The 12,707-nt window shown below is 54.4% G+C and carries 14 protein-coding genes; 8 read left to right on the forward strand and 6 right to left on the reverse strand.

The window, feature by feature from the left end; all coding sequences use genetic code 11:
* The first annotated feature begins 43 nt into the window (after nt 1–43).
* The 3 genes from MELB17_RS07340 to MELB17_RS07350 all read left to right on the forward strand — a co-directional run bounded on the left by MELB17_RS07340 (nt 44) and on the right by MELB17_RS07350 (nt 2,522).
* The gene (locus MELB17_RS07340; RefSeq protein ID WP_227498827.1) at nt 44–448 is read left to right on the forward strand and encodes a YcfL family protein; all 405 of its coding nucleotides are present in this window, start codon (nt 44–46) and stop codon (nt 446–448) included.
* Nucleotides 449–457: 9 nt separating this feature from the next.
* Nucleotides 458–1,060 (forward strand): penicillin-binding protein activator LpoB, encoded by a 603-nt coding sequence (lpoB, locus tag MELB17_RS07345; RefSeq protein WP_007349544.1) that lies wholly within the window; start codon nt 458–460, stop codon nt 1,058–1,060.
* Nucleotides 1,061–1,196: 136 nt separating this feature from the next.
* Nucleotides 1,197–2,522, forward strand: coding sequence for a YihY/virulence factor BrkB family protein (locus tag MELB17_RS07350; protein ID WP_007349545.1), 1,326 nt, complete (start codon nt 1,197–1,199; stop codon nt 2,520–2,522).
* Here MELB17_RS07350 and MELB17_RS07355 read toward each other — a convergent pair.
* From MELB17_RS07355 to MELB17_RS07370, 4 genes are all read right to left on the reverse strand, one after another.
* Nucleotides 2,519–3,571, reverse strand: a complete 1,053-nt coding sequence (locus MELB17_RS07355) for an HDOD domain-containing protein (RefSeq protein WP_007349546.1) — start codon at nt 3,569–3,571, stop codon at nt 2,519–2,521. The two genes, MELB17_RS07350 and MELB17_RS07355, sit on opposite strands and share 4 nt — an antisense overlap.
* 125 nt (nt 3,572–3,696) lie before the next feature.
* A complete protein-coding gene (locus tag MELB17_RS07360; protein ID WP_007349547.1) occupies nt 3,697–4,926 on the reverse strand; it encodes a DUF445 domain-containing protein in 1,230 nt (409 codons plus the stop codon).
* A gap of 63 nt (nt 4,927–4,989) precedes the next feature.
* Nucleotides 4,990–5,724: a 16S rRNA (uracil(1498)-N(3))-methyltransferase gene (locus MELB17_RS07365; protein WP_007349548.1), complete on the reverse strand. Its 735-nt coding sequence runs from the start codon at nt 5,722–5,724 to the stop codon at nt 4,990–4,992.
* A gap of 24 nt (nt 5,725–5,748) precedes the next feature.
* The gene (locus MELB17_RS07370; protein ID WP_007349549.1) at nt 5,749–7,098 is read right to left on the reverse strand and encodes an adenosylmethionine--8-amino-7-oxononanoate transaminase; all 1,350 of its coding nucleotides are present in this window, start codon (nt 7,096–7,098) and stop codon (nt 5,749–5,751) included.
* 215 nt (nt 7,099–7,313) lie between these two features.
* On the opposite strand from MELB17_RS07370, the gene MELB17_RS07375 reads away from it, so the two are divergent.
* The 5 genes from MELB17_RS07375 to MELB17_RS07395 all read left to right on the forward strand — a co-directional run bounded on the left by MELB17_RS07375 (nt 7,314) and on the right by MELB17_RS07395 (nt 11,502).
* Nucleotides 7,314–8,384: an alpha/beta fold hydrolase gene (locus tag MELB17_RS07375; protein ID WP_227498828.1), complete on the forward strand. Its 1,071-nt coding sequence runs from the start codon at nt 7,314–7,316 to the stop codon at nt 8,382–8,384.
* A 129-nt stretch (nt 8,385–8,513) separates the two neighbouring features.
* Complete coding sequence (locus tag MELB17_RS07380) at nt 8,514–9,083, forward strand: OsmC family protein (RefSeq protein WP_007349551.1); 570 nt, start codon at nt 8,514–8,516, stop codon at nt 9,081–9,083.
* Nucleotides 9,076–9,462: a DUF6632 domain-containing protein gene (locus MELB17_RS07385; RefSeq protein WP_007349552.1), complete on the forward strand. Its 387-nt coding sequence runs from the start codon at nt 9,076–9,078 to the stop codon at nt 9,460–9,462. Before MELB17_RS07380 ends, MELB17_RS07385 begins: the two co-directional genes overlap by 8 nt.
* 116 nt (nt 9,463–9,578) lie before the next feature.
* Nucleotides 9,579–11,114, forward strand: a complete 1,536-nt coding sequence (locus MELB17_RS25445; RefSeq protein ID WP_157133259.1) for a type VI secretion system PAAR protein — start codon at nt 9,579–9,581, stop codon at nt 11,112–11,114.
* The gene (locus tag MELB17_RS07395; protein ID WP_007349554.1) at nt 11,107–11,502 is read left to right on the forward strand and encodes a hypothetical protein; all 396 of its coding nucleotides are present in this window, start codon (nt 11,107–11,109) and stop codon (nt 11,500–11,502) included. The genes MELB17_RS25445 and MELB17_RS07395 overlap by 8 nt, the downstream gene beginning before the upstream one ends.
* A gap of 168 nt (nt 11,503–11,670) precedes the next feature.
* Here the strand turns inward: MELB17_RS07395 and MELB17_RS07400 are convergent, their stop codons facing one another.
* On the reverse strand, nt 11,671–12,051 hold the full coding sequence (locus MELB17_RS07400) for a type II toxin-antitoxin system VapC family toxin (RefSeq protein ID WP_007349555.1): 381 nt from the start codon (nt 12,049–12,051) through the stop codon (nt 11,671–11,673).
* The gene (locus MELB17_RS07405; protein WP_007349556.1) at nt 12,048–12,254 is read right to left on the reverse strand and encodes a type II toxin-antitoxin system VapB family antitoxin; all 207 of its coding nucleotides are present in this window, start codon (nt 12,252–12,254) and stop codon (nt 12,048–12,050) included. Before MELB17_RS07405 ends, MELB17_RS07400 begins: the two co-directional genes overlap by 4 nt.
* Nucleotides 12,255–12,707: the final 453 nt, after the last annotated feature.

Consider the following 12,707-nt stretch of genomic DNA (forward strand, 5'->3'; position numbering starts at 1 on the left):
TCAGGGCCAAGCCATGAGAGTCCAAGCCATGAAAACCCAAGCCATGAGATTTCAAAAACAGATCATCGCCTTTAGTTGTGCACTGGCATTGGTCGGTTGCGCTATTCAGCCACCCGCCGAAACAGCGGCTGCAATCGACCGCGAGCAACTTCAGATCGACCCGGAAGTAAACTATTTTGTGGCCGTAACAGAGCTGCTAAGCCAGCGCATTGCTCAGCCTGGCGGAGAGGCCCTGTTGCAAATCCAGTACGCTGTTGAGGCACGCTCTAACGGCGATCTGGCTTGGAAAGTGACCTGGTTTGATCCCAACGGCATGGTCGTAAAAGGCGTTGGCGAGGGCTATCGAAAAGTCTCGCTATTAACCGGTCAAACCCGTTATTTCACCGCAACGGCGCCCCACGCCCGCGTTACCGATTATCAGCTCCATCTTCGTGAGCCTCAGCAATAAGGATTCTGTATGTTCAAACTTCCCATTGTGTTTTGTGTCAGCATGCTCATGCTTGCCGGCTGTGCGACTCCTACCCGATATATCGACCCGGCTGCTGACGATGGCCCTGTGACCATGACCATGGATTACCGGGATTTCGAAAAAGCGGCCACCGAGGCCGTTGATGACATGCTTGCCAGCGGCGCCGTTAGTAAACCCAATGGCGAGCGTTACATCATGGTGGTCAGTCGCGTTACCAATGACACGATGCAGCGTATCGACACAGATCAGCTCACCAAGAAGATCCGTGTGGCGCTGCTGCGCTCCGGCAAAGTCGTGACCACCACAGCGGTAGGTCTTGATGGTGCTGAAGATGAAATGAGCGCGCGTGCGCGCGAGTTGCGTGATTCTGAAGAGTTTGACCAGTCGAATGTGCAACGCAAAGGCACCTTGAAGGCGCCAGACCTGAGCCTGTCCGGTAAGATTCTGCAGCGCAATCACAAAGCAGGTAAAGAGCAGCAAGTTGAATATTACATTCAACTGTCACTGACCGACCTGGTGACAGGCCTGGCAACCTGGGAGGTAGAAACGCCCATTATCAAGCGTGGGCCCAATGAATCCGTTTCCTGGTAAACGGCTGCGGCTGAAGGTGCCGTTTCTTGCGCACCAGCGGCCGGTTTTCCACCCGGCACTTATTTGAGCCATACTTGAATTTGTATGCCCCTGCTTGAAACAGGGGCACTTTCATAGTCTGGCAACGGGACAAAAAGTGGCTTCTCTTCAGATACAAGAACGTCTTGCTGCTGCTGAAAAATGGATACTGGCAAATCCTAATCCGCCGCAAAACTGGCCCTGGACCTGGCTCTATAAAACCGGGCGTTCGCTGTACGCGCTGATTCGTGACTTTATCAGCGGCCAGCTTACTCTTCACGCCATGAGCTTGGTTTACACCACGTTATTGAGCATTGTGCCGTTGCTGGCGCTAAGCTTTTCGGTGTTGAAGGCTCTGGGCGTGCATCAGAAAATGGAGCCGTTCCTGTACCAGTTTTTCCAGCCGCTGGGCCCCCAGGGTATTGAAATAGCAGAGCGCATTTTGGGCTTTGTGGACAATATGAAAGTGGGTGTGTTGGGCTCGGTGGGCCTTGCGGTGCTGGTGTACACGGTGGTGTCGCTGGTGCAGAAAATAGAGCGCTCGTTTAATATGATTTGGCGGGTGCCAGAGATGCGCTCTTTGGCACAGCGCTTCAGTAACTATTTAAGCGTTATCATGGTGGGGCCGCTGCTGATGGTGTCCGCTATTGGTATTAGCGCCACCATTTTTTCCTCATCGTTTGTGCAAACCCTGATTGAGATAGAACCTTTCGGTTCGGTGATTTTACTGGTCAGCCGCTTTACACCGTTCTTTCTGGTAGTGGGAGCCTTCACGTTTGTTTATGTGTTCATTCCCAACACACGAGTAAAGTTACGTTACGCGTTTCTGGCAGGCCTGATTGCTGGCGTGTCCTGGCAGGGGGCTGGGATGCTGTTTGCGTCGTTCGTGGCCGGGTCTGCCAAATACGCCGCCATTTACTCCAGCTTTGCCATCGGCATTATCATGCTGATCTGGATCTACCTGAACTGGATGATACTGCTGCTGGGCGCCAGTTTGAGCTTTTACTTGCAGAATCCGGGCTCTGTGGCCAAGCGCCATCAGGTGCAGCTGGCGCCGGAGTTGCAGGAACATGTCGCCTTGGCGTTGATGTGGATGGTGGCCAAGCCGTTTCACGAGGGCCGGCCCGCGCCGCGGCAGGAAGCGGTTGAGCACGAGCTCAGAGTTCCGGGGGAGGTCACCCGTAATGTCAGTGACAAACTCATCCGCGCCAAACTGCTGACGCTGGCAGGCAGCCAGGGCGACTGCTTGCACCCGGCCCGGTCGCTGGAGCGAATTTCGGTGGGTGACGTACTGAAGGCCGTGCGTAATGATGAAGATAACGTGGTGGCCCGTTTGCCAGCGCTGCTACCAAAAAGCCTGTTTGGCCGATCCACGAAGGGCGACGAGATCACCTTTGCTGAACTGCTGGCCGGTGAAGACAGACAGAGCCCGTTAGCGCCTTAGTCATGAGCTGCCGGCGTATTTTTGGTATCTTCGAGCATGGGCTTCAGGGCAGCCTGAACCCGCGTGACGTCTTGCTTGCTCAAGTGCACCAATGCTGGAAGGTCTTCTTCTGCCAAATTGCGCTGACGCGCTTGGCGTAGCACTTCGCGAGTGGCAATAATAATGCCGTCGATTAACGCGGAGTTTTCGTGGCTGCGTGGGTTCTCGGGCCCGTGCAGAAGGCCCTGATAGTTGTCAGAAAGTCCCCAAGTGCGGGCGATAAGCCGGGCCACCGGCCATTGATAGCGCACTAGAATCTGGTGCAAAGTGGCCGGCTTGAGTTTGACTAAAGTGCCATCTGCGCCGGCGGGCACCAGGCGATGAGCCTCGCGGTAAAGCGTTATATAGGCTAGAGCAGGCAGCAAGCCCGCCATAAAATAAATGCTGGCGTCCTTACCCTGAAGGCGGGCAACGGTTTCTGCTGCGCGTGCGCTAGCCATGCCCCAGCGCCAGGCACGATCGGTGAAGGTGGTTTCTTCACTGTCACGTGATGACATCATTGGTCGCATTAATGCGGCGGATACAACACTGCGGATTCCGTTCATGCCTAGCATTAAAATTGCTTGATCTACGGTTTCAATGTCATTTTTGTCCGGACGAAAAAACGGACTGTTGGCGATTTTTAGCAGCTGATCCGTCAGCGCTGGATCACGCAGGATAATATTACCCAGATCCTGGCGCGTGGTGGTGTCATCAGACAGCGCACTCATCAGCATGGGCAGGCTCATGGGTTGGCGCGGTAGTTCGCTGAGCTCACCGGCGCGCAAGCGCTTTGCCATCGCTTCGATCGTCGCCTCTGCGTTTTCCAGGTTGGCTCCCAACGTTTGCGGCCGCGTATCCAGCAACCAGCAAAAAAGGTGCTGGCGCAGTGCCTCAGCGAGCGGACTATGGGCTTCCGCCTTGCTACTGGAACCACCTTTGCTGAAGAAACCATTGCCGAGGGCTGACGTCGGCGTGGTTGTGTCGGCGCGGTTGAAGTAACCGCTGATCCAGGAAAGCAGTCCTGGCATTAAAACCTCCGGAGCAGAATGCAGGCGAGTGGTTGAGTGTGCAGACAGATCCATGCCGCGAATCCGACACGTTATACTATAGATCTAAAATGGCACGTTTCCATGTTTACTGCATGCTGAATGACCTACGCCAAGGCCTGCCCAAACACCAGAATCAGCTGGCCAATACCGGCCAACATACCCAGCACTGCACCCACCAGAATCAGTTTGATTTCATCTTCCTGAAAGCACGGCCGCAGCAAGTCCTGAAACTCGCCGGAAGACAACGCCAGCATGCGCTCGACCATAATGGATTCAATGGCTCGTGCACGATCTTTTTGAAAAGCCGGTTGGCTTAAGGATCTGCGGGACAGCTCAACGGCCTTGCTTTCCAGCTGGTTGCGTAAGCTGGCTGCGGCAGCGGGACCCAGCGCCATGTGTGCCAGAGTTTGATTGACGCCTGCGTCTGCGTTAAGCAGCGGCCGTAAATGTGCTTTGATGATATCCAGCGCCTGCCCGCCCCGGGGGCCATCCAGTATGGCATCTATAATATTACCCACCGTGAGTATGTCGTGGGCCACAATGTGGCAGAAGGATTCGGCCACCTCTGGTTGACGTTTCAGAAACAACCCCTGAATGCGCCAACGGCCAATGCGCACTGGGTACAGCGGGCGGAAAATAACGTTTAGGGCAATCCAGTTGGTGGCAAAGCCCACCAGTAAACCGCCCAGCGGCAGTACCCACCACACTGGAAATACGTACCACAGCAGCATCTGTAACAGGCCAAAGCCAAAACCCAGATACAGGCCTGATTTTACAATAAAATGGAATTCACGGTAGCCGCAGGTCAGAAATATGCGGTTCAGCAGGGTTTTGTCGGCGGTGAGCCGGTCTACTACCATGGTTTTGATGTCTAACAGCTGTTCCGCGTTTTGCGCTATGTCGTCCATTACTTGCATCACCAGCGCGGGCAAGGCTTTGCGCGCTCGCTCGTACACCAGCCGTTTGGCCGGGCCTGGCAAGCTCTGCCACAACGCCGGCGATTCGCGCATCATTAGCTCGTTTACGTAGCCTTCAAGCCGCGGGTTTATGGTGTGGATGAGCTGGGTTGCGAGTACGTTGGGGTCTAGCTGCTGGAAGATTTGCGGCACGGTGCCAATCTTGGCGATGGTGGCGTCGACGCTGATGAACGCCATTTTTCGGGCTTTTGAGGGAATAATGCCTTGCCAGCCCAGGTACGGTGGCCAGCCAAAAAATTCGATGGGGTAAAAAGTCATCTTGATGGCCAGCCAGTTGGTGCCCCAGCCGATACAGGCTGCGATTACCGGGATGCTGAGGTACTGCAAGAGTTCGATGGAAGTGGCCAGGCTTGTCATCCGCACGTCTTAACGATTGGGTGTGTGGGTGATTTAGCCAGCTCGGGAAAGCACATACGGGGATCAGGCACCAAAATCACCCCACAGCCACTGGCAGAGTGCCATGGCGGCAACCGGTGCGGTTTCCGTGCGGAGCACTCTCGGGCCGAGAGCAATCGGGAGGAAGCCGGATTTTTCGGCTTGGGCAATTTCGTCGGCGCTCAGGCCGCCTTCGGGACCGATCATCAGGGCAACGCTGTTGGGCTTGGCCAGAGAATCCAGTGACTGTTCGGTGCGGTGGTGGAGCACCAGGCGCACGTCGCAGCGCTGGCTGTATTCCAGCCATTCGGTGATGTTCATCACCGGTAGAATGTCCGGCACCCGTGCGCGGCCGCATTGTTCGGCGGCGCTGATGGCTACCGAGCGCCAGTGGCTCAGGCGCTTGTCTTCGCGGTCGCCTTTCAGGCGTACATCGCAGCGTTCGGTGGAAAGAGGCACGATTCGGGTAACGCCCATTTCCGTCGCTTTCTGCACTGCGTAGTCCATGCGGTCACCCTTTGACAGGGTCTGCCCGAGCACGATCTCCAACGCCGATTCACTGCTGTTTGCAGTGGGTTGTTCCACCTGAACCGTCACGTTTTTCTTGCTGGCGCTGGCAATCAGCGCCCGGTAGTCCTGGCCATCGCCGTTGAACAGGCTTAATGCCTGGCCAGGTTGCATGCGCAATACCCGGCCCACATGTTGTGCGGCGTTGTCGTCCAGCTGCGCGTCTGCGCCGGCCTGTAACGGAGTGTCGGTGTAGATTCGTGGTATTCGCAACGCAGTTTTCCTTAAAGGCGCGAATCAGTCGCGCACAGCGATATTAATGCCCTCCGTGGCTACCCGGGCCAGATGCTGAATCTGGTCTTCGGTGATCACATAGGGCGGCATAAAATACACCACATTGCCCAGCGGGCGTAACAAGGCCTGGCGGGTGAGCGAGTGCTGGTACACTTTCAAACCGCGCCTTTCCTTCCAGTGGAAGGGCGTTTTGTCGGCTTTGTTTTTAACCATTTCAATGGCCAGCGTCATGCCGTGTTGGCGAATATCACCCACGTTGGGGTGATCAGCCAGATGAGCGACCGACTCAGCCATACAGGCCGACAGGCGCCGGTTATTCTCAATGACTCGATCATCACGGAAAATGTCGAGAGTTGCCAGTGCTACGGCGCAGCCAATGGGGTTGCCGGTGTAACTGTGGCTGTGCAAAAACGCCCGCATGGTTTCGTAATCGTCGTAAAACCCGTTGTAGACGGTATCAGTGGTCAGCACCACAGACAATGGCAGGTAGCCTGCGGTCAGGCCTTTTGACAAGCACATGAAATCCGGTGTGATGCCCGCCTGCTCGCAGGCGAATAGGGTACCAGTGCGGCCAAAGCCCACGGCAATTTCGTCAGCAATCAGATGTACGCCGTACCGGTCACACGCTTCGCGCAGTTTGGTGTGGTAAATCGGGTGGTGCATGCGCATGCCGCCGGCGCATTGAATGAGCGGCTCCACCACCACCGCGGAGATTTCGTGGTGCCTTTCTGCCAGCAGCGCTTCCATCGCTTCAAACTGACGCAGGGCGAAGGCTTCGTCGGTTTCACCGGGCTCTTTCAGGTAGGCGTCCGGTGAGGGCGCAGTAATCACTTCCATCAACAATGGCTGGTAGGTGTCTTTGTAAATCGCCACATCACCGAGTGCCAGCGCGCCCAAGGTTTCACCGTGGTAGCTGTTGGCGAGATTCACGAAGTACTTTTTGTTCGGCTGGCCCTGGTTCTTCCAGTAGTGAAAACTCATCTTCAGTGCCGCTTCGATAGCCGACGAACCATTGTCGGCGTAAAAGCACTTGTTCAGTCCTTCCGGCGTTACCTCAATCAATCGCTCTGACAGGTTCACCACGGGCTCGTGGCTGAAACCAGCCAGAATAACGTGTTCCAGCTGGCCGATCTGTTCGATGATCGCGTTGTTGATGCGGTCGTTGGAGTGGCCAAACAGATTCACCCACCAAGAGCTTACCGCGTCGATATAGCGGTTATTTTCGAAGTCTTCCAGCCACACCCCTTTGCCTTTTTTAATCGGGATCAGCGGCAAGGTTTCGTGGTCTTTCATCTGGGTACAGGGGTGCCACACGGACTTAAGGTCACGGGCTACGAGGTCGGCATTGCGCATGTTAGCTCTCCGATAAGGCGATGGTTCTGACGTAATAACTTGGCGGCTGTTAACCTTTGGCGATAATACAGTTAACAGCGCTGACTGACCACAGTGCCTTAGCCCCCCGGGGATTTATTAGTCACCGCATTCAGGTCTGCTAAGCTATTAAAAGCCCGACCCGAAACCGGCGCTTTCCACATGACGTAAACTGATCCGAAGCGCGGCGGTGGCATATGAGGCAGCGAATTAGTTTCTGCACGACATCGGATGGTGTACGCATTGCGTACGCTGTTGCAGGCAGTGGCCCTCCGCTCATTCGCGTCGGGGGTTGGCTAACGCATGTGGAACGCGATTGGGATAGCCCTGTGTGGCAACATTGGATGCGCGAGCTTACCCATGAGCACACTCTCGCTCGCTTCGACATCCGTGGTAGCGGATTGTCTGATCAAGAGGTCTGCGAACAGGGCATGGAAGCGTGGGTTAGAGACCTTGAGGCAGTTGCCGACAGCCTGGGCTGGAAACGCTTCTCGCTGATCGGTCTATGCCAGGGCGGCCCCATCGCTTTGCTGTACGCCTTTCGTCATCCCGAACGGGTAGACCGGGTGGTGCTCTACAACGCCTATACCAACGGGGCGTTCACTAGCGGAGCCAGTGAACGCAGTAGCGAAGAGGCCGAGGCGTTGGCGACCATGATAAAAATCGGTTGGGGACGCAAATCCGGTGCTTTCCGCGAGCTATTTGCCCGTCGTTTGTCTCCTGGTCACAGTGCGGAGCAGATTGACTGGTGGGACGAACTGCAAAAGATCACGGCCTCACCGGAGAATGCCGTCCGGTTGTGGCGCGGCTTCCACGAGATTGACGTCCGCGACGTGCTTCAGGATATCCATGTTCCGACACTGGTCGCTCATGTTGAGGGTGATGCCATGGTGCCCTTCGAGCTGGGGCGCAGCCTTGCATCGCAACTACCCGATTCACGATTTTTACCGCTTAAGGGCGCAAACCACATACTGCAGCTCGAAGACAGTTCCTGGCCGGTGTTCGTTGGTGAATTGCGCCGCTTTCTCTCCGATGGGCCTGCGACACCCTGGAGTTCGGCTGCCGAGGTTGGCGAGCTGACGCCCCGCCAGCGAATGATTCTCGACCGGGTAGCACGGGGGCAGTCGAATATCGAAATCGCCCAGGCCCTGTCGATTGCTAGCAAGACCGTCCGCAATCATGTCAGTGCCATTTGCAGCAAGCTCGATATTTCGAGCCGCGCACAATTGATCGTGCAGGCACGAGAAAAGGGGTTCGGCACAGATTGATCTCCATCCGGGACGTTTGTCCCCTATAACCGCAATACTTTCCGTCGAACCGGGACAGCTGCCTCATGCCCCGGCCTCCCGTTGTGACGTAGTTTGGAGTCTCATTCTTCGAACAGAAGGCGCTAAATCATGAACACCAATGCTACGAACACCGAATCGAAGCTGGTTGCAGCTCGCCAGACCCCATTGCGGCAACGCTATCTTAAAGAACCCGAAGCCGCCTGGATTCGCGATGAAGCCCGGGCGGTCATAGGAAGCAGTGCTGACCCCTTCCACAGTGAGATCGAACCGGCAAACAACGCCGGAAAGCGCTGGTCTTTAGGTATCCATCAAGCGGTTGGGGGTTATCACGATGCCCCGAACCCGGGTGATCTGCTCGCGGCCTCACTCGCCGCATGTCTGCATTCAACCACTCGCATGATCGCACAGTGGCTAGAGATCGAACTCGCTGACGTCGAGGTTATGGTTGGGGCAGAGTGCGACGCGCGGGGCACCCTAATGGTGGACTCATCCGTGCCGGTAGGTTTCCAGCGCATGGATTGCAATGTGTGGCTTCAGATTGCTACGCGTACCGATGAAAAAAGACTAAAAGCCTTGATGGCGCGTTCGGAGGCCTGCTGTGTCGTCATGCAGACCCTTCGGGGAGGAGTAGACGTCAAGACACTCTGGCACATTGAGCAGGAGACATCTCATGCATGACCAATTGAAGCTTAAGTATTTGAAAGTCGCCCTTGTGGTGATCGGTATTTTCTTCATTGCAGGCATCTATTTAATGATGATGTGGGTATGGCCGTCTGGTTGGGCCTGGACGCCCAAGCAACCCGAATACGAACAAATGATTATGGGGATGTACGCCACTCTGGGTGTGTTCCTCATTCGGGCTGCAAAAGCCCCGCTAGCCAATGCAAGCCTGATATGGTTCACGATCTGGTCGAGCATTGTTCACGCTGGAATTATGCTGGTGCAAGCGCTCGTCGATGAAACAGAGCGAGCGAACCTGTTAGGAGATATTCCTGCTCTGTTTCTTGTAGCGATTATCCTTTGGTATCTTATGCCAAAAGGAACCCCGGCTAGCTGAGAACTGCGGGCCGCTCGACCGCATCACATTGTGAGCTCAGGTGATTTGGCCAGCGAGAGCAGGCGGTATAAGATAGGCCCTTCATCGCCGGGGCGAGAATTGCCCGATCACAGGCGATGATTCAACAAGGACGAACTCAACGCAAAGGATGCGACATGAGCAAAGCAGTGGTGCTTCTCGGAGACCTGGGTTCCGATCATAGTGGATTCCCGCCAACGCCGGTGATTGCCGGTTCAACCAATGTTTTAATTGACGGCAAACCCGTTGCCCGCCTGGGCGACCCCTTAGCACCCCATTCAAAGCCCAAACACCCACCCCATCCGCGGGCCATTGCCGCTGGCTCTTCCACCGTTGTTATTAACGGGATACCTGCCGGCGTAACGGGCAGTGCGATTTCCTGTGGCGGTGTGGTTATTGGCTCGGGTTCGGTGGTGATTGGGGATGCTCATACGCCGGCGGCGTTTTCGGGAGTGTCACCGATGGTAGCGTTAGCCAGAAGCTCTGCTGCAGTGGCCAAAACTGCGCCGATACGAGAGAAAGCTGTTACGCCTCAAAAAACAGAGGCTACCTCTAACCCATCAGTGTCAAATGAAGCTCTGGGCTTTAGTGGGCGTTCGCGACCAAAAAATACGTCGTCTCCCGGCTCGAACGAGAAGTCTGATAAGGATTTGAGCGAGCCAGGCTTTCACGTAGTGCGTCGCCCTATGAGTAAAAATGAACTGCTGACACTGCTGTATGGAGATGCATCCGCCAAACCGGATAATTTCGAGCGCCTTAATCCTGGTATAGGAAATCGCGCATTACCTGGCGAAATGATTGTCGTCGCCGACCCGAAAAGCCTTGAATGCACGACTGAAGAAAACGACCTGATGCAGGTTGCCCAACAATTCAACTCAGAGGTCCGTCAACTTGGTGATCAAGAGGCCCAGTTTGTTATCGATCACTACGACTTGCTGGAAGTAATGACGTCTAACTCTGCCACAGGCCTTGGTGTAGGCGCGACAATGATTGGCCAGCAAATCAAGAGTATCAACTCGACTCTGAAAGAGCTGGAAGTTCTGCATCAGGATACGTTTCGCAAGTATGGCTCACTCAATTATTCGGAGTTTTTTGAGCAGCGACAACGGCTGTTTACCAAGCTGGATTTCGCGCTTGGCAAAGTGGCCAGAAAAGGGATGTCTCTCGGCGATGATCCAAAACTAAAACGAGCGTTGGGTTTGTCGTCTAAGAGTATAGTTCATGAGTGGAAGGCTTCCGGTATTGGAAGTATTCCGGGTTATAGAGCGAATTACACGAAAGCTTCTAATGCTGCTGATTTTATCAAAAAAGGGGGGCGTCTAGCGATTGCGCTGGATGTTGGGCTCACCGGCTATAAAATCTACGAGGCGTGCTCGATTGGTCGAGCTGAGCAGTGTGAGCAAGTGAGCCATACTGAATCTGGGCGTCTGGTTGGCTCAATCCTCGGTGGTTCTGTTGGAGCGTATGTTGCACCGTTACTATGTACCGTGGTCGGGGCGGGCACTATGGGCCTTGGAGGGGTTGCATGTGGGATTATTGCTGCTGGTATTGGCGGTGCTTTGGGCGGCCAGATCTCTGGAGATGCAGGTGAGGACATGGGGCAGTTGATTTACGAGGTTCGAAATCGTGACTGAAGAAACCATTGCCATCTTGGCATATATCGGCTTTTACAGTCTTTTTTTGGGGCTTCTACCACTTCTTGTTATTATTACCATAGGATTCAGATATGTAGTGCTAATTGAAGATCGCGTTGCTGACGATGCTGGAGGCATTGCAACCGCCCGAATGCTCTGGCGGGGGGGGGTGATCAGCCGGTTTATAAGAAGTAGTAACGTGTTTGCATATATTTTGTTGCGAAGCTTCCCCGGCCCTTTCTTCAAGCAAAGAGCGGCGCTACTCGGGGATCCGGATGTCAATTTACCGAAAATCTGGCAAGCCTGGGTGCTAGTGCCGGCTCTGTTTCTCTTCGGCATGCTTGCCATTGCGCTAATTGCGAATGCAATTCTCAAAACATTAGTATGAGTGATGTCAAAGTGAGCATTTTGGAATATTCAATATTGTTTTCACTCATTCTGTGTTTGCTTTCTGTGTTAACCGTTGCCTTTGGTGGGGTTCGGCAAATAGAGACTTTAATCGCAACCCCAGGTAATCATGCTCCGCAGATCCGTCGTTTGCTGGCACAGCTGAGAGCTATTGCTTGAGCCCTGAATAATGGATATCGAAACGCTCCGCCAATCTTTCCAGTCGCTTGTCGAAGGTCCATAGTTGGGCACTCGGTGTAATCAATGTGGACGCCAGGAGAACAATATCCACTAGTCCACAACCTAAACCGTAGAGCTTTTCCTGTTCAATCAGAGTCCGCACTTCGGCAAGACTTGCCTGCTTCGCGGGCTCCAGCAGGCCGATATCGGAGAGTGTTTGTGCGCGCGGTGAGGGCGGCGTACCACAAGCCAGTTCGGCAACCACCATGGGGTGTGTCAGAACTCGATCTGAGAACAACAGCTTGGTAAGCGTTGTATTGCGATGACGAAAGTGGTCTGCCCAGACGGATGTATCAACCAGTACATTCATGACGCCGGAGCGTCTTCATGGTGGCGGGGGATGTCTTGCATTTCGGGTGCGGTACCACCCAGCGCCGCCAAGCGTTTGGCTGCGCGAGTTCTTACAAACACTTTTATGGCTTCCCGAAACAGTTCTGCCTTGTCCATGCCGGGATCAGCCATGCTGAGCGCCTGCTGATATAACTCGTCGTCGATGGTTACGGTTGTCCGCATGACGCCTCCTGATCTTTAATTTGATGACTATATGCATCAAAATTAGCATCAACAGATGGCACGTTCAAGTAAGGTTTGCCCGAAGTTCCTGCTGGCTACGTCGACCCGGCCAGTGAGCGAGGCTTAAAACAACAAAGCCCCCGAATACGGGGGCTTTGTCGCTGTTCTGTAACTTTTTAACTCAACTTCAATAACCGATCAATTCCCCAGTACCCGCGACAGAAACGCTTGGGTAAGCTTTTTTTTCGGTTTGCCGAACATCCCGTTCCATTTAGCCCTTCATTAAAACAGGGAAGAGTGACATGGAAATTTTTGATAAGCGAGTTGCTAGGCGCCATAAGTATTAAAAGCACTCATGACTGTTCGTATTACTGCAGCTATATAAACCCGTCTGTTACAAACCAATAACCGTGAATGTTGCCAGTCATGACCTGATTTAGGACATGTGACTAA

It is taken from the genome of Marinobacter sp. ELB17 (assembly GCF_000169375.1).
Taxonomy (GTDB): domain Bacteria; phylum Pseudomonadota; class Gammaproteobacteria; order Pseudomonadales; family Oleiphilaceae; genus Marinobacter.

Excerpts from the sequence above, each read along its gene's own strand:
- MELB17_RS07375 (WP_227498828.1), top strand. The coding sequence starts at position 7,314 with ATGAGGCAGCGAATTAGTTTCTGCACGACATCGGATGGTGTACGCATT.
- MELB17_RS07340 (WP_227498827.1), top strand. The coding sequence starts at position 44 with ATGAGATTTCAAAAACAGATCATCGCCTTTAGTTGTGCACTGGCATTG.
- MELB17_RS07370 (WP_007349549.1), bottom strand. The coding sequence starts at position 7,098 with ATGCGCAATGCCGACCTCGTAGCCCGTGACCTTAAGTCCGTGTGGCAC.
- MELB17_RS07400 (WP_007349555.1), bottom strand. The coding sequence starts at position 12,051 with ATGAATGTACTGGTTGATACATCCGTCTGGGCAGACCACTTTCGTCAT.
- MELB17_RS07355 (WP_007349546.1), bottom strand. The coding sequence starts at position 3,571 with ATGCCAGGACTGCTTTCCTGGATCAGCGGTTACTTCAACCGCGCCGAC.
- MELB17_RS25445 (WP_157133259.1), top strand. The coding sequence starts at position 9,579 with ATGATTCAACAAGGACGAACTCAACGCAAAGGATGCGACATGAGCAAA.
- MELB17_RS07380 (WP_007349551.1), top strand. The coding sequence starts at position 8,514 with ATGAACACCAATGCTACGAACACCGAATCGAAGCTGGTTGCAGCTCGC.
- MELB17_RS07360 (WP_007349547.1), bottom strand. The coding sequence starts at position 4,926 with ATGACAAGCCTGGCCACTTCCATCGAACTCTTGCAGTACCTCAGCATC.
- MELB17_RS07405 (WP_007349556.1), bottom strand. The coding sequence starts at position 12,254 with ATGCGGACAACCGTAACCATCGACGACGAGTTATATCAGCAGGCGCTC.
- lpoB (WP_007349544.1), top strand. The coding sequence starts at position 458 with ATGTTCAAACTTCCCATTGTGTTTTGTGTCAGCATGCTCATGCTTGCC.
- MELB17_RS07385 (WP_007349552.1), top strand. The coding sequence starts at position 9,076 with ATGCATGACCAATTGAAGCTTAAGTATTTGAAAGTCGCCCTTGTGGTG.